Source organism: Pseudomonas sp. 7-41, from assembly GCF_021233075.1.
Classification (GTDB): domain Bacteria; phylum Pseudomonadota; class Gammaproteobacteria; order Pseudomonadales; family Pseudomonadaceae; genus Aquipseudomonas; species Aquipseudomonas veronii.
This window is the reverse complement of the sequence record NZ_CP089551.1, coordinates 4,472,802-4,487,820: the sequence shown is the minus strand read 5'-3', so window position 1 is coordinate 4,487,820 and position 15,019 is coordinate 4,472,802. Positions and strand designations below refer to the sequence as shown.

The 15,019-nt window shown below is 58.2% G+C and carries 11 protein-coding genes and 4 tRNA genes; 10 read left to right on the top strand and 5 right to left on the bottom strand.

The window, feature by feature from the left end; genetic code table 11:
* Positions 1–8: 8 nt before the first annotated feature.
* The 5 genes from LQ249_RS20130 to folD form a co-directional block, all read right to left on the bottom strand.
* Complete coding sequence (locus tag LQ249_RS20130; protein WP_090235000.1) at positions 9–2,096, bottom strand: TonB-dependent receptor; 2,088 nt, start codon at positions 2,094–2,096, stop codon at positions 9–11.
* Between the two features lie 95 nt (positions 2,097–2,191).
* Positions 2,192–2,581 (bottom strand): DUF2946 domain-containing protein, encoded by a 390-nt coding sequence (locus tag LQ249_RS20125; protein WP_057004468.1) that lies wholly within the window; start codon positions 2,579–2,581, stop codon positions 2,192–2,194.
* Positions 2,582–2,791: 210 nt separating this feature from the next.
* On the bottom strand, positions 2,792–3,715 hold the full coding sequence (gene pbpG, locus LQ249_RS20120) for a D-alanyl-D-alanine endopeptidase (RefSeq protein WP_057004467.1): 924 nt from the start codon (positions 3,713–3,715) through the stop codon (positions 2,792–2,794).
* A gap of 333 nt (positions 3,716–4,048) precedes the next feature.
* Positions 4,049–4,333, bottom strand: a complete 285-nt coding sequence (locus LQ249_RS20115; RefSeq protein WP_057004466.1) for a hypothetical protein — start codon at positions 4,331–4,333, stop codon at positions 4,049–4,051.
* 141 nt (positions 4,334–4,474) lie between these two features.
* Positions 4,475–5,329 (bottom strand): bifunctional methylenetetrahydrofolate dehydrogenase/methenyltetrahydrofolate cyclohydrolase FolD, encoded by an 855-nt coding sequence (gene folD, locus LQ249_RS20110; protein ID WP_017848149.1) that lies wholly within the window; start codon positions 5,327–5,329, stop codon positions 4,475–4,477.
* Positions 5,330–5,604: 275 nt separating this feature from the next.
* Here folD and LQ249_RS20105 point away from each other — a divergent pair.
* The 10 genes from LQ249_RS20105 to LQ249_RS20060 all read left to right on the top strand — a co-directional run bounded on the left by LQ249_RS20105 (position 5,605) and on the right by LQ249_RS20060 (position 15,005).
* A tRNA-Arg gene (locus LQ249_RS20105) sits at positions 5,605–5,681 on the top strand.
* Between the two features lie 32 nt (positions 5,682–5,713).
* Positions 5,714–5,789 (top strand) — tRNA-His (locus LQ249_RS20100).
* A gap of 57 nt (positions 5,790–5,846) precedes the next feature.
* Positions 5,847–5,931, top strand: a tRNA-Leu gene (locus LQ249_RS20095).
* Between the two features lie 77 nt (positions 5,932–6,008).
* Positions 6,009–6,084: transfer RNA gene (locus tag LQ249_RS20090), tRNA-His, on the top strand.
* Positions 6,085–6,484: 400 nt separating this feature from the next.
* Positions 6,485–7,795 carry a trigger factor gene (tig, locus tag LQ249_RS20085; protein WP_046382846.1) on the top strand — a complete coding sequence of 437 codons (1,311 nt, stop codon included), beginning with the start codon at positions 6,485–6,487 and terminating at the stop codon, positions 7,793–7,795.
* A 91-nt stretch (positions 7,796–7,886) separates the two neighbouring features.
* Complete coding sequence (clpP, locus tag LQ249_RS20080; protein WP_017848147.1) at positions 7,887–8,522, top strand: ATP-dependent Clp endopeptidase proteolytic subunit ClpP; 636 nt, start codon at positions 7,887–7,889, stop codon at positions 8,520–8,522.
* Between the two features lie 112 nt (positions 8,523–8,634).
* Entirely contained in the window at positions 8,635–9,918 is a 1,284-nt protein-coding gene (gene clpX, locus LQ249_RS20075; protein ID WP_017848146.1) for an ATP-dependent Clp protease ATP-binding subunit ClpX, read from the top strand.
* Positions 9,919–10,079: 161 nt separating this feature from the next.
* On the top strand, positions 10,080–12,476 hold the full coding sequence (lon, locus tag LQ249_RS20070) for an endopeptidase La (protein ID WP_046382847.1): 2,397 nt from the start codon (positions 10,080–10,082) through the stop codon (positions 12,474–12,476).
* Between the two features lie 148 nt (positions 12,477–12,624).
* Complete coding sequence (locus LQ249_RS20065) at positions 12,625–12,897, top strand: HU family DNA-binding protein (RefSeq protein ID WP_003174819.1); 273 nt, start codon at positions 12,625–12,627, stop codon at positions 12,895–12,897.
* 233 nt (positions 12,898–13,130) lie between these two features.
* On the top strand, positions 13,131–15,005 hold the full coding sequence (locus LQ249_RS20060; protein ID WP_057004465.1) for a SurA N-terminal domain-containing protein: 1,875 nt from the start codon (positions 13,131–13,133) through the stop codon (positions 15,003–15,005).
* Positions 15,006–15,019 lie beyond the last annotated feature (14 nt).

The window sequence follows — 15,019 nt, the reverse complement described above, 5'->3', positions numbered from 1 at the left end:
GCTGCCGATCAGAAGTCGACGGTGACGCCGCTGTACAGCGCGCGCCCGTCGCCGGGTGAGTGCAGCGAGGCCTGGGCGCCGTCCGGGTCATACCAGACGTATTCGTAGTAGCGGTTGGTGAGGTTTTTCAACTGCAGGTCGACACTGACCGATTCGGTCACCTGGTAAGTCGCGCCGAGGTTCATCAAGACGTAGCCGCCGTAAGTGCCCTTGGTGTTCTCGCGTTCCAGGTAGTAATTCGTCTGGCCGTTCATCCACGCCGTCAACTGCAGCGCCCGCGTGGCCTTGTAGCTGACGCCGGCGTTGTACAGGTGATGCGGGATGTGGTCGATTTCCTGGCCTTTGCTGTTGGGCAAAGTCGCGCTGGGCTGGAGGATTTTCGAGTACTGCCAGGAGTAGGCCATCCAGATTTCGGTGCGTTCGTCCGGGTGCAGATTGACTTGCGCGTCGTAACCCCAGCGCCGGGTTTCGCCGACGTTGTCCGACTCGCCGCTCGGGTCGTTGAGGCGGCGACTGACTTCGCCGCTGGCCTCTTGCTGCCAATAGGCGATGCGGCCGTCGATCCAGTCCGCCGGGGTGAACTTGACCCCGGTTTCCCAGCCGTCGTTGATCGACGGCGCCAGGTTGGTATCCCGCGGTGGAATCTTATAGGCCGCCGCGCCGGTGCCGACCTGGAAGGTCCGCCCCCAGTTGGCATAGATGCTGGCCACGTCCCACGGTGAATACACCACGCTGAGCTTGGGTTGTTTGATCAGCCCATAGTCGTTGATGTCGTAGTCCATGCCGGTCATTTCGTTGGTGAAGTCGCCCTGGATCTTATCGACGCGATACGCCGGGACGATTTTCAGCGACTCGAACGGCTTGATCTCGGCCTGGACATAGGCGCCGTAGGTGTCGAAGTCGAATCGCTGGTCGCGGGTTTGGGCCAGGCGCAGGCGGTCCTTGGTGCGGTAGCGCTCGCTCTTGTTCTGCTGCTGCTGCATGTCCGCGCCGCCTTCCAGGGCGAAGTCGTACAGCCAGCTGACTTGCGGGCGCCAGGTCAGGGAGGTGAGGGCGCCATACTGGGTTTCGTAGGCGTCGCGCTCCTGCTGGGCGCTGGTGCGCCAGTATTGCGTCCAGCGCCGGTCGTCGAAGGTGTTGACGTAGGTTTTTGCCGACCAGGCCAGCGTTTCGGCCAGGTCGGTGTCGAAGTGCAGGCTGACCTGGTTCATCCGCCGCGTGCCTTTGTCGGTGGCGTTGTAGCTGTTGGTCATGGTCGGGTGCTGGTGGGCGTCCTCTTCACTCAAGTAGCCGGGTTCCTGCGCCTCGGTTTCGTAGTGACGGGCGATCAGGCCGATGCGGTAGCTGTTGTCGTCCGGGGTGTAGAACCATTTGCCGGACATGGAAAACCTGTCCGCCTCGGCGTGATCGCGGTAACCGTCGGATTTCTGGTAGGCGAAGAAGTAGTTCTGCGTCCAGTTGCTGCCTTCGATGCCTTTGGCCAGCTGGGTTTCCTGGGTGTTGTAACTGCCGTAGCGCACCCGCGCCTTGGTGTAGTCGCCGCCGGTGCGGGTCAGCATATTGACGTTGCCGGCGATGTTGTTCAGGCCGTAGCGCGCATCGCTGGTGCCGCGCACCACTTCGATGCTGTCCAGCTCCATGGGGAAAATCATGTCCATGAACGGCATGTTGCCGTCGTTGCTGTTGCTCGGGATGCCGTCGATCAGCAACTTCACTGCGTTGACTTCGCCTTCGCCGTTGAAGCCGCGAAAGGAAATCTTGCCGGAGGTGGTGCCTTGGTTGAACTCGGTGAGGATCACCCCTGGCGCGCGACTGAACAGTTCCCAGCTGTAGTTGACCGGCATTTTTTCGAGGATGTCGGCGCCGAGAATGTCCACCGAGCTGAGCACGCTGCTGGTGCTCAGCGGGCCGCTGCTGGCGCTGGCGCCCTGGACCGTGACGGTGCCCAGGGTGAGGGTGGAGTCTTCGGTTTTACCGGTTTCGGCCAGTGCCGAGGACAGCGGGTTGAGGGCGAACAGGCCGATGGACAGCAAGGGCCATAGCGGGCGGGACACAGAGACACGCTTTGCGCGAGGCAAAGTCATTCGAGCAGGCATAACGCACCATTCCTGATGATCAAGACACTTCGAGGACGCCCAGGCGGGCGGCTGACAAGCAGATCGCGCCGCCTATGGGGCGGCGCGGGTGTCGATCAAACGGTAGGGGAGGCGCGCGGGCTCAGGCTCGGCCAGCGAATTCTGGGGTGCAGCGTCGGCAACTCGGGGTTGTCGAGGGTGGTGTCGGGGGCGTATCGCGGTAGGAAATGCCTGTAGTAGTCGGACGGCAGCGCCGCCAGTCCGGCATGACCGCAGCAGCAATCGCTGTGTTTCATGGCGGATTGCGACGGCGCCGACTGGAGCGGGTCGATCAGCTTGCTCAAGTTGGGAGGCAGCGCTTGCGAGGCGCCCCCCGAGCAGAATCCGCCCCACATCAACAGTCCCATGTCCGGCGTCTGCATGGCGCGGCTGAGCGGCATGGCCAGCATGTTCAGCACGATGGCCAGGCAGGCTAGCCAGGGACTGATGCGTTTGAGACGAGCCATGAACGAAGTCGACTGAAAGGGGTGAACATTTAGCGGCAGTTCAGGCGCAAAGTAAAAGCCTGTCTGTGCGCTATTTTGCCGCAGATCGTGGGCGTGATCCGCAACCCCGGTTAGCGATGCAACGGCCTGTTTTTGCGTGGCTTATGCCGAAAAAAATGCCCCGAGCATGTCGGGGCATTGGTCAGGCGGGCGTTTTGGGGGTGGCGCCGTTCAGCGACGAACCTCTGTCGCGTTCGGGCGGTTCTTCAGGTTCTTGTCGGCCTTGTAGCGCAACGCAACGTCCGGCACCGAACCGCCCTTGCCGGTCTCGACCCAGTTGCGGATTCGGCTGGCATCGGCGAAGTGGGTGAACTTGCCGAAGGCGTCGAGGATCACCAGCGACACCGGGCGGTTACCCATGCTGGTCACCAGCACCAGGCAGTGGCCGGCCTGGTTGGTGAAGCCGGTCTTGGTCAGCTTGATGTCCCAGTTGGCGCGGTTGATCAGGTGGTCGGTGTTGGAGAAACCCAAGGTGTAGTTGGGCTTGCGGAACGCCACGGTTTTTTCCTTGGTGGTGCTCAATTGGCTCAGCATCGGGAATTTGCGCGCGTAGGCCAGCAGCTTGCTCAGGTCCCTGGCGGTCGACACGTTATGGATGGACAGGCCGGTAGGTTCGACGTAATGGGTGCTGGTCATGCCCAGCGCCTTGGCCTTGGCGTTCATCGCCGCAATGAAGGCTACGTAGCCGCCCGGGTAGTGGTGAGCCAGGCTCGCGGCGGCGCGGTTTTCCGAGGACATCAGGGCGATCAGCAACATCTCTTTGCGCGGCATCTGGCTGCCGATTTTCACCCGGGAGAACACGCCTTTCATTTCCGGCGTGTCGGTGATGTTGATGTCGATGTATTCGTCCATGTTCTGCTTGGCTTCCAGCACGATCAGGCCGGTCATGAGCTTGCTCACGGAAGCGATCGGCACCACCACGTCCGGGTTGCTGGAATAGATGACTTTGTTGGTTTGCAGATCGACCAGCATGGCGCTGCCGGAAGCGATTTGCAGTTTTGAGGTGTCACGCGGGGCCAGGGTGGTTTCGGCGGCGTGCGCAAAGGTGCCGGTGAAAGCAAATAAAAGGCTGACGAGAGAGAGACGAATTTTCACGCGGATGAACTCGCTAAAAAAAGTAAGAAATACCGTTCTGCAACGGGCTTTATGAAAAATGACGTTACATTTTAGGAGTATGGATCAGAAAACGATAGAGAGCCTTTAAATAAAGGCTGTAAGGCGATGATTGGTTAGGCTTGTAGCCCATCGCGGGCAAAAAAAGGCCCGCTATGAGGGCGGGTCTAATGGGGATTTTCAAAGGAGTAGAGGTAAGTTGCGCCCGATCCTGTCGATGGCGGGTGAAAAGGATGTCGAAGAAACGCGAAACCGGGTGCTGCGCCTGGGTGAACGAGCCGGATGTTCGGGTGCGTGTTCTATTGGGCAAGCCCGTCAGCGTCGGCAGTTCAAGGCGGCTACCTGCATTTTGCCAGCGTCCTCCACATTGACGATGCTCAGGCTGTCAGCGCCAGCCTCGGCGGCTTTATTGAATGCGGTGTTCAGAGCGTCGCCGTTGGATGAGCCCTGCACCGTGAAGGCTTTGACGACGTGGCAAGCGTGGGCGGATGAGGCCGTGACGAGGTTGACCTGTTTGCCCGCTTCAGTCAGTTGGGTGGTGCAAGCGGGGATCAATACCGCGATGAGGATCAGCAGAGGGGCGGCATGTAGGTTGCGCATGGCTAAAGCACTCCTGGGGTTCCTGCGGCATCTGGCGGGTGCCGAACATGTCAGCCGCGGATGCACGATAGCAGAGCGTGAGGTTCATCAGAAACCAAAAGCCCTGCGACAAGGCAGGGCTCTTTTCAGCGCGGCTGTCGATCAGCCGTGCAGGGTTTCCGCTGCATACAGCGTGTTTTCCAGCAGGCACGCACGGGTCATCGGGCCAACGCCACCCGGTACCGGGGTGATCCAGCCGGCACGGGGCAGGGCGGTTTCGTACACCACGTCGCCGACCAGCTTGCCGTCTGCCTGACGGTTGATGCCGACGTCGATGACGATCGCGCCTTCCTTGATCCACTCACCTTTGACCAGGCCCGGCTTGCCGGCAGCCACTACCACCAGGTCGGCGCGGCCGACGTGACCGGCGAGGTCCTTGGTGAAGCGGTGGGTCACGGTCACGGTGCAGCCGGCGAGCAGCAGTTCCATGGCCATCGGGCGCCCGACGATATTGGAGGCGCCGACGATCACGGCGTCGAGGCCGTAAAGGTTGACGCCGGTGCTTTCGAGCAGGGTCATGATGCCTTTCGGCGTGCATGGGCGCAGCAGCGGGATGCGCTGGGCCAGGCGGCCGACGTTATACGGGTGGAAACCGTCGACGTCTTTGTCCGGGCGGATGCGTTCGAGCAACTGGGAGGCGTCCAGGTGCGCGGGCAATGGCAGTTGCACCAGGATACCGTCGATGTTCGGGTCATCGTTGAGGCCGTCGATCAGGTCGGTAAGGGCCTGCTGGGTGGTCTCGGAAGGCAGGTCGTAGGCCTTGGAAATAAAGCCGACCTCTTCACAGTCTTTACGCTTGTGCGAGACATAAACCTGAGACGCAGGATCGCTGCCGACCAGGATCACCGCGAGGCCAGGCGTGCGCAAGCCTTGCTGGCTACGCTCGGTGACGCGTTTGGCGATCTGCTGGCGCAGGCTGGCGGCGATTGATTTGCCGTCGATAAGTTGTGCAGTCATTACGCGTGATTAACCATCGAGAGGGGGAAGAAAAGTGCGCGCATTCTCGCATGCCAAGACGTGGGGGCAAAGGCGCTTGGTCTGCAAATTGGCCTAACCCCTTAAATAAAATGAATTTTTTTCAAAAAAGATTTGACGGCTTTCCGGCGCGTCTATACTATTCGTCGCACTTGTCGGGCACAGCCTAGCACTGGTTAAGAAGGTCTAGCAGGATTGTTGTTCTGCAAGGCTGGAAGCACTTAGTTTGTAATCCTCCAAGAGTACAGATTAATCAGGCGCCCGTAGCTCAGCTGGATAGAGCATCCGCCTTCTAAGCGGATGGTCGCAGGTTCGAGTCCTGCCGGGTGCGCCATTAGGCAGCTTTGGCACAAGTAGCGTTAGATGGTGGGCGTAGCTCAGTTGGTAGAGCACGGGATTGTGACTCCCGTTGTCGAGGGTTCGATCCCCTTCGTCCACCCCATATTTTGAAAAGGCGCCAGATTAATCATCTGGCGCCTTTGCTTTAAGAGCTTCAAGCGCGGATGTGGTGGAATTGGTAGACACACTGGATTTAGGTTCCAGCGCCGCGAGGCGTAAGAGTTCGAGTCTCTTCATCCGCACCAATTAAAGCTTTGCCCGGCCGGAAGGCGGGGTCAGGCTCGACAAAGAAGTGGTTTGGTTTCTTTGTTAACGCAATATGGTGGGCGTAGCTCAGTTGGTAGAGCACGGGATTGTGACTCCCGTTGTCGAGGGTTCGATCCCCTTCGTCCACCCCATATTCGAAAGGCGCCAGATTTAACAGTCTGGCGCCTTTTTTGTTTTAGTGGTTCGAGTATTCCGCGGCTGCAGGTTCTGGGTCGCAAGGCAGGGCGTTTCGTCGTATTTATGTGTCTCGATGATGCCGCGCTGCCTGCCGGTCCTGTTCGCAGGGGCGGCCGTCAGGGAGATGATTGGCGACTTCTTCTATATATAGAAGGGTCGGCGCAGAGCCCTGGCGCGATTGGCTGTATTTGTCACCGGGGCGAGGCGCAACAGTGTCTTCGTACCGATAAATTGCCTGCTGTTTTTTTACCCGTTTCCAGTAGGGTGACTTCTTGAGTTTGACCCACTAGAATGCATGCCCTTGATTCTGGGGTCGGAAACGGCCGGCTAACGTCTGTGCAACGAGGAATATCCATGCAAGTTTCTGTTGAAAATACTACTGCTCTCGAGCGCCGCCTGAGCATCACCGTGCCGGCAGAGCGCATCGAGACTGCGGTCAACAAGCGTCTGCAGCAGACTGCCCAAAAGGCCAAGATCGCTGGCTTCCGTCCAGGCAAAGTGCCAATGAGCGAAATCAAGCGCCGTTTTGGTGCTGATGCGCGTCAGGAAGCGGTAGGCGACGTGATCCAGGCGTCGTTCTACGAAGCGGTTGTCGAGCAAAAGCTGAACCCGGCTGGTTCGCCTTCGATCGAGCCTAAGTCCCTGGAAGCGGGCAAGGACCTGGAATACGTTGCTGTATTCGAAGTGTTCCCAGAGTTCGAAGTTGCCGGCTTCGACGGTATCGCGATCGAGCGCCTGAGCGCCGAAGTGGCTGATGCCGACCTGGACAACATGCTGGAAATCCTGCGCAAGCAGAACACCCGTTTCGAAGTGGCCGAACGTGCTGCCCAGAACGAAGACCAGCTGAACATCGATTTCGTGGGCAAGGTTGACGGCGAAGCATTCGCTGGCGGCTCCGCCAAGGGTACTCAGCTGGTGCTGGGTTCCAACCGCATGATCCCGGGTTTCGAAGACGGCCTGGTTGGCGCAAAAGCCGGCGAAGAGCGCGTTCTGAACCTGACTTTCCCGGCTGACTACCAGAACCTGGACCTGGCCGGCAAAGCCGCCGAGTTCACCGTGACGGTCAACAGCGTGTCCGAGCCTAAGCTGCCAGAGCTGAACGAAGAGTTCTTCGCTCAATTCGGCATCAAGGAAACCGGCATCGACGGCTTCCGCACCGAAGTTCGCAAGAACATGCAGCGCGAGCTGCGTCAGGCCATCAAGTCCAAGGTCAAGAACCAGGTCATGGACGGTCTGCTGACCGCCAACCCGATCGAAGTGCCTAAGGCTTTGCTGTCCAACGAAGTGGATCGCCTGCGCGTACAAGCCGTTCAGCAGTTTGGTGGCAACATCAAACCTGACCAGCTGCCGGCCGAGCTGTTCGAAGAGCAAGCCAAGCGCCGCGTCGTGCTGGGCCTGATCGTGGCTGAAGTGGTCAAGCAGTTCGACCTCAAGCCTGACGAAGACCGCGTTCGTGAAATGATCCAGGAAATGGCTTCGGCCTACCAGGAGCCTGAGCAGGTTGTGGCTTGGTACTACAAGAACGACCAGCAACTGAACGAAGTACGTTCGGTTGTGCTGGAAGAACAAGTTGTGGATACTGTTCTGCAGAAGGCTAAGGTGACCGATAAAGCGGTCTCTTACGAAGAAGCAGTCAAGCCGGCGGAAGCAGCACAAGCCGACTGATTGTCCAACTCGTTTGAAATACAACCATAAGCCAGCCTCGCGCTGGCTTATGCGTTTTCAAGACATGACTATTTGGGAGTAACTGCAGAGCATGTTCCGTAATTCCTATATTCAGCAGAACTCTGATATCCAGGCCGCAGGCGGCCTGGTCCCGATGGTTGTCGAGCAGTCCGCTCGTGGCGAACGCGCCTACGACATCTACTCGCGCCTGCTCAAGGAGCGAGTGATCTTTTTGGTGGGGCCGGTAGAGGACTACATGGCCAACCTGATTTGTGCGCAACTGCTGTTCCTTGAAGCGGAAAACCCGGACAAGGACATCCATCTTTACATTAACTCGCCGGGCGGTTCGGTGACCGCGGGCATGTCGATCTACGACACCATGCAGTTCATCAAGCCAAACGTGTCGACCACCTGCATCGGCCAAGCCTGCAGCATGGGCGCTTTCCTGCTGACCGCAGGTGCCGAAGGCAAGCGTTACTGCCTGCCGAACTCGCGCGTGATGATTCACCAGCCACTGGGCGGTTTCCAGGGCCAGGCATCGGACATCGAAATCCATGCCAAGGAAATCCTCTTTATTCGTGAGCGTCTTAACACGCTGATGGCCAAGCACAGCGGGCACACCTTGGAAGAAATCGAGCGTGATACCAACCGTGACAATTTCATGAGCGCCGAAGCCGCGCGTGATTACGGGTTGATCGACGCAGTGATTGACAAGCGCCCCGCTTAATATAAGCAGCTCAAAATAGGCCAGGTCGGCAAGTCCGATCACCTGCGGGCTTGAAAAAGCCCGCATAAGCCTTCATCTTGTGTTGCAAGCCTATCGGATTTGGATCGAACGAATGACTGACACCCGCAACGGCGAGGACAACGGCAAGCTGCTCTATTGCTCCTTCTGTGGCAAAAGCCAGCATGAAGTACGCAAATTGATTGCCGGCCCCTCGGTCTTTATCTGCGACGAGTGCGTCGACCTGTGCAATGACATCATCCGTGAGGAGGTGCAGGAAGCCCAGGCCGAAAGCAGCGCGCATAAATTGCCTTCGCCTAAAGAAATCAGCGGCATCCTTGATCAGTACGTGATTGGTCAAGAGCGTGCAAAAAAGGTTCTGGCCGTAGCGGTGTACAACCACTACAAGCGTTTGAACCAGCGTGACAAGAAAAACGACGAAGTCGAGCTCGGCAAGAGCAACATCTTGCTGATCGGTCCTACAGGCTCGGGTAAAACCCTGCTTGCGGAAACCCTCGCTCGCCTGCTGAACGTTCCGTTCACCATCGCCGACGCCACCACCCTCACCGAGGCTGGCTACGTGGGTGAGGACGTCGAGAACATCATTCAGAAGTTGCTGCAAAAGTGCGACTACGACGTAGAGAAGGCCCAGATGGGTATCGTCTACATCGACGAAATCGATAAGATTTCGCGCAAGTCCGACAACCCGTCGATCACTCGGGATGTTTCCGGTGAAGGCGTGCAGCAAGCCTTGTTGAAACTGATCGAAGGCACGGTTGCTTCCGTACCGCCACAAGGCGGCCGCAAGCATCCACAGCAGGAATTCCTTCAGGTTGATACGCGCAATATCCTGTTCATCTGCGGCGGTGCGTTCTCCGGTCTGGAAAAGGTTATTCAAAACCGTTCCACCCGTGGCGGCATCGGCTTCAGTGCGGAAGTGCGCAGCAAGGAAGAAGGCAAGAAGGTGGGCGAGTCCCTGCGTGAAGTCGAACCTGACGATCTGGTCAAGTTTGGTCTGATCCCGGAATTCGTTGGTCGTCTGCCGGTCCTGGCGACATTGGACGAGCTGGATGAGGCTGCTCTGATTCAGATCCTCACCGAGCCGAAAAACGCCCTGACCAAACAATATGCCAAGCTGTTCGAAATGGAAGGCGTAGACCTCGAGTTCCGTACCGACGCACTCAAATCAGTGGCCAAGCGGGCACTGGAGCGCAAAACCGGTGCGCGTGGCCTGCGTTCGATCCTCGAAGGCGTATTGCTCGACACCATGTACGAAATCCCCTCGCAGTCCGAGGTGAGCAAAGTGGTGATCGACGAAAGCGTTATCGAAGGCAAGTCCAAGCCACTGTATATCTATGAAAACAGTGAGCCGGCTGCCAAGGCTGCGCCAGACGCGTAAGCGTCCGGCTGCTGCATAACAACAAGGGGCCTTTAGGGGCCCCTTTTGTTTTAAGGGCGTGTTTTTCCTGCATTTAACTGCTGGCATTGAGCTTGTTTTTTTTGCCGGCAGCCCCCATCTTGGTTTCATGCTTACTTTTCAACTGTCATAGAGGCGAAATCATGAAGACAACCATCGAATTGCCTCTCCTGCCGTTGCGTGATGTCGTCGTCTATCCGCACATGGTTATCCCGCTGTTCGTGGGGCGCGAGAAGTCTATCGAAGCCCTCGAGGCCGCGATGACGGGCGACAAGCAGATCCTGCTGTTGGCCCAGAGAAATCCTGCTGATGATGATCCAGGCGAAGATGCCCTGTATCGCGTCGGTACCGTTGCGACTGTCCTGCAATTGCTCAAGCTGCCCGACGGCACTGTCAAGGTGTTGGTGGAAGGTGAGCAGCGCGGTGCGGTCGAGCGCTTCATGGAGGTGGACGGCCACCTGCGCGCCGAAGTGGCACTGATCGACGAAGTCGAGGCCCCGGAGCGCGAGTCCGAAGTATTTGTACGCAGCCTGCTCTCGCAATTCGAGCAGTATGTGCAGTTGGGCAAGAAAGTCCCGGCTGAAGTCCTGTCTTCCCTCAACAGCATTGATGAGCCTAGCCGCCTGGTCGACACCATGGCCGCGCACATGGCGCTGAAAATCGAGCAGAAGCAAGACATCCTCGAAATCATCGACCTGCCGGCCCGTGTCGAACACGTCCTGGCGCTGCTCGATGCCGAAATCGACCTGCTGCAGGTTGAAAAGCGCATCCGTGGTCGCGTGAAGAAACAAATGGAGCGCAGCCAGCGCGAGTACTACCTGAATGAGCAGATGAAGGCCATTCAGAAGGAACTCGGCGACAGCGAGGAAGGCCACAACGAAATCGAAGAGCTGAAAAAGCGCATCGATTCCGCCGGCCTGCCGAAAGACGCCCTGACCAAGGCCAACGCCGAGCTGAACAAGCTCAAGCAAATGTCGCCGATGTCGGCCGAAGCCACCGTGGTTCGTTCCTACATCGATTGGTTGGTGCAGGTGCCGTGGAAGGCTCAGACCAAGGTGCGCCTGGACCTGGCTCGCGCCGAAGATATCCTCGATGCCGACCATTACGGCCTCGAAGAAGTCAAAGAACGCATTCTCGAATACCTCGCCGTGCAAAAGCGCGTGAAGAAAATTCGTGGCCCGGTGTTGTGCCTGGTCGGTCCGCCGGGTGTGGGTAAAACCTCCCTGGCCGAGTCGATTGCCAATGCCACCAACCGTAAATTCGTGCGAATGGCCCTTGGCGGCGTGCGTGATGAAGCGGAAATCCGTGGTCATCGCCGCACATATATCGGTTCGATGCCAGGAAGATTGATTCAAAAGATGACAAAGGTCGGCGTGCGCAACCCGCTGTTCCTGCTCGATGAAATCGACAAAATGGGCAGCGACATGCGTGGCGATCCGGCATCGGCCTTGCTCGAAGTGCTCGATCCGGAGCAGAACCACAATTTCAACGACCATTACCTGGAAGTCGACTACGACCTGTCCGACGTAATGTTCCTGTGTACCTCCAACTCCATGAACATTCCGCCAGCGTTGCTGGACCGGATGGAGGTGATTCGTCTGCCGGGTTACACCGAAGACGAGAAGATCAACATCGCCGTCAAATACCTCGCGCCCAAGCAGATTTCGGCCAATGGCCTGAAGAAAGGCGAGATCGAATTCGAGGTCGAGTCGATCCGCGATATGGTGCGTTACTACACCCGCGAGGCCGGTGTACGGGGGCTTGAGCGCCAGATTGCGAAGATTTGCCGCAAGGCGGTCAAGGAGCATGCGCTGGAAAAACGCTTCTCGGTGAAGATTACCGCCGATGTGCTGGAGCACTATCTGGGCGTGCGTAAATTCAGCTACGGGTTGGCGGAACAGCAGGATCAGGTAGGGCAGGTGACTGGCCTGGCGTGGACCCAGGTGGGTGGCGAATTGCTGACCATCGAAGCCGCGGTGATCCCGGGCAAGGGCCAATTGATCAAGACCGGTTCCCTGGGTGACGTGATGGTCGAATCCATCACCGCCGCGCAGACCGTGGTGCGCAGCCGCGCCCGGAGCCTGGGGATTCCCCTGGACTTCCATGAGAAGCACGACGTCCATATCCACATGCCGGAGGGGGCGACCCCGAAAGACGGCCCTAGCGCTGGCGTAGGCATGTGTACGGCCCTGGTATCGGCCCTGACCGGCATTCCGGTACGCGCCGATGTGGCCATGACCGGGGAAATCACCCTGCGTGGCCAGGTATTGGCCATCGGTGGTCTGAAAGAAAAATTGCTCGCCGCACACCGGGGTGGAATCAAGACCGTGATCATTCCTGAAGAGAATGTCCGCGACTTGAAGGAAATTCCTGACAATATCAAGCAAGATCTTCAGATTAAACCGGTTAAATGGATTGACGAGGTCCTGCAAATTGCGCTGCAATACGCGCCGGAGCCCTTGCCGGATGTGGCTCCGGAGATAGTCGCGAAGGACGAAAAGCGCGAGTCTGATTCCAAGGAAAGAATTAGCACGCATTAATGCGTTAAAGCCTGGGGGCTTCCTTGACAGCTTTTTAGAGCCCTTGTTATAAAGCGGCTCTTAAGTGTCTGTAGGCCATTCAGCACTGGTTTTTGCTTTCACCAAAAAACTTAGAATCATACTCAATAGATATATAAGGGGACTTAGAGTGAACAAGTCGGAACTGATTGATGCTATCGCCGCATCCGCTGATATCCCGAAAGCTGCTGCTGGCCGTGCGCTGGACGCAGTAATCGAATCCGTCACTGGCGCTCTGAAGGCCGGCGATTCGGTGGTACTGGTAGGCTTCGGTACTTTTTCTGTGACTGACCGCCCAGCTCGCACTGGCCGTAACCCACAGACTGGCAAAGCACTGCAAATCGCTGCTGCCAAGAAACCAGGTTTCAAAGCCGGTAAAGCCCTGAAAGAAGCCGTTAACTAAGCCTCGATCAAGCCTTTACCTACCCGGGTCCGACGCAGGTCTGGCCTGGCAGCGGAGCGGCAGCTGACCCACGTATCCATCGGGTCACCACGCCGGGGGTGTGGGTTCTAACCCCCGTCCGCTCCGCCAGTTACGAGAGAAGGCGCATCCTCGGATGCGCCTTTCTTCTATCCGGACTCTACCCACGCTCCACGGTTGCCAATTTTTGAAGTTCAACCGTTTCTGGGGGACGCATGCTGCAAAATATCAGGGACAATTCACAAGGCTGGATTGCCAAGACCATTATCGGGATCATCGTCGCATTGATGGCGTTCACCGGTATCGAGGCTATTTTTCAGGCTTCGACCAACACCAAGCAGGACGTGGCCAAGGTCAACGGTGAAGCAATCACCCAGACCGAACTGAGCCAGGCCGTCGACATGCAACGTCGCCAACTGATGCAACAGATGGGCAAGGATTTCGATGCTTCCCTGCTGGACGAAAAACTGCTGCGCGACGCGGCGCTCAAGAGCCTGATCGATCGCAAGCTGGTACTGCAAGGTGCCGCTGATTCCAAGTTTGCCTTCTCTGACGCCGCGCTGGACCAAGTGATCCTGCAGACGCCGGAGTTCCAGGTGGACGGCAAGTTCAACGCCGAGCGTTTTGACCAGGTGATCCGTCAACTGGGCTACAGCCGTCTGCAGTTCCGTCAGATGATGACCCAGCAAATGCTGATCGAGCAGACTCGCTTGGGCATCCTCGGCAGCGCCTTCGTGACTGACGCGCAGGTGCTGGCATTCGCCCGCCTGGAAAAACAGACCCGCGATTTCGCCACCGTCAATATCAAGGCCAACCCTGCGGCGGTGAAACTCACCGACGACGAGGTCAAGGCTTACTACGACCAGCACGCCAAAGAGTTCATGACCCCGGACCAGGTGGTCATCGACTATCTGGAGTTGAAGAAGTCGTCTTTCTTCGACCAGGTCACCGTCAAGGACGATGAACTGCAGGCAGCGTATGAGAAAGAAACCGCCAACCTCGCTGAGCAGCGTCGTGCCGCGCACATCCTGATTGAAGTCAACGACAAGGTCACCGACGCCCAAGCCAAGGCCAAGATCGAGGAAATCCAGGCGCGCCTGGCCAAGGGTGAGCAGTTCGAAGCCCTGGCCAAGGAGTTCTCCCAGGACCCGGGTTCGGCCAGCAATGGCGGTGACCTTGGTTTTGCCGGTCCTGGCGTCTACGATCCGGACTTCGAAGCTGCCCTGTACGCCTTGAATAAGGACCAGGTCTCGGCACCGGTGCGCAGCACCTTCGGTTGGCACCTGATCAAGCTGTTGGGCGTTGAAGCGCCAGAAGTGCCATCGTTCGCCAGCCTGAAAGATAAGCTGACCCACGAGCTCAAGAACCAACAGGTTGAACAGCGTTTTGTCGAAGCGACCAAGCAATTGGAAGATGCGGCGTTCGAAGCCTCCGACCTGGCTCAGCCGGCCTCCGATCTGAAGCTGACCGTTCACACCTCTGCGCCGTTTGGTCGCGAAGGCGGTGAGGGTGTCGCGGCCAACCGTGCCGTGGTCACTGCCGCGTTCAGCCCGGAAGTGTTGGATGAGGGTGCCAACAGCACCGCCATCGAGCTCGACCCGGAAACCATCATCGTGCTGCGGGCCAAAGAGCATCTGAAGCCTACGCAACTGCCGCTGGAAAGCGTGGCAGCGGCGATCCGCACCCAGATGACCAAGGAACGCGCCAGCGCGGCCGCCAAGACTCACGCTGACGAGTTGATCGCCAGCCTGCGTGATGGCAAGACCCCGCTGAACCAGCCCGTTGATGGCCAGGCCTGGAAAGTCACCGAAGCGGCTACCCGTAGCCAGGAAACGATCGACCCGGTGGTGCTGCAAGCCTTGTTCCGCATGCCCAAGCCTGCGTCCAAGGACAAGCCGACCTTCACCACCGTGACCCTCGCTGATGGCAGCCTGGTGATCGTGCGCTTGAACGGCGTCACCGAAGCGGCGGCTCCATCGGACGATGAGAAGGCGCAATACCGCCGTTTCCTCGCTTCCCGTGTTGGGCAGCAGGATTTCGCGGCGTACCGCAAGCAGCTGGAAACCAAGGCTGAGATCAAGAAGTACTGATCTCGGTTTGAATA

Bases quoted from the DNA above. Each gene is read 5' to 3' on its own strand.
- LQ249_RS20060 (WP_057004465.1), top strand. From the start codon at position 13,131: ATGCTGCAAAATATCAGGGACAATTCACAAGGCTGGATTGCCAAGACC.
- LQ249_RS20115 (WP_057004466.1), bottom strand. From the start codon at position 4,333: ATGCGCAACCTACATGCCGCCCCTCTGCTGATCCTCATCGCGGTATTG.
- tig (WP_046382846.1), top strand. From the start codon at position 6,485: ATGCAAGTTTCTGTTGAAAATACTACTGCTCTCGAGCGCCGCCTGAGC.
- folD (WP_017848149.1), bottom strand. From the start codon at position 5,329: ATGACTGCACAACTTATCGACGGCAAATCAATCGCCGCCAGCCTGCGC.
- LQ249_RS20125 (WP_057004468.1), bottom strand. From the start codon at position 2,581: ATGGCTCGTCTCAAACGCATCAGTCCCTGGCTAGCCTGCCTGGCCATC.
- LQ249_RS20130 (WP_090235000.1), bottom strand. From the start codon at position 2,096: ATGCCTGCTCGAATGACTTTGCCTCGCGCAAAGCGTGTCTCTGTGTCC.
- lon (WP_046382847.1), top strand. From the start codon at position 10,080: ATGAAGACAACCATCGAATTGCCTCTCCTGCCGTTGCGTGATGTCGTC.
- clpP (WP_017848147.1), top strand. From the start codon at position 7,887: ATGTTCCGTAATTCCTATATTCAGCAGAACTCTGATATCCAGGCCGCA.
- clpX (WP_017848146.1), top strand. From the start codon at position 8,635: ATGACTGACACCCGCAACGGCGAGGACAACGGCAAGCTGCTCTATTGC.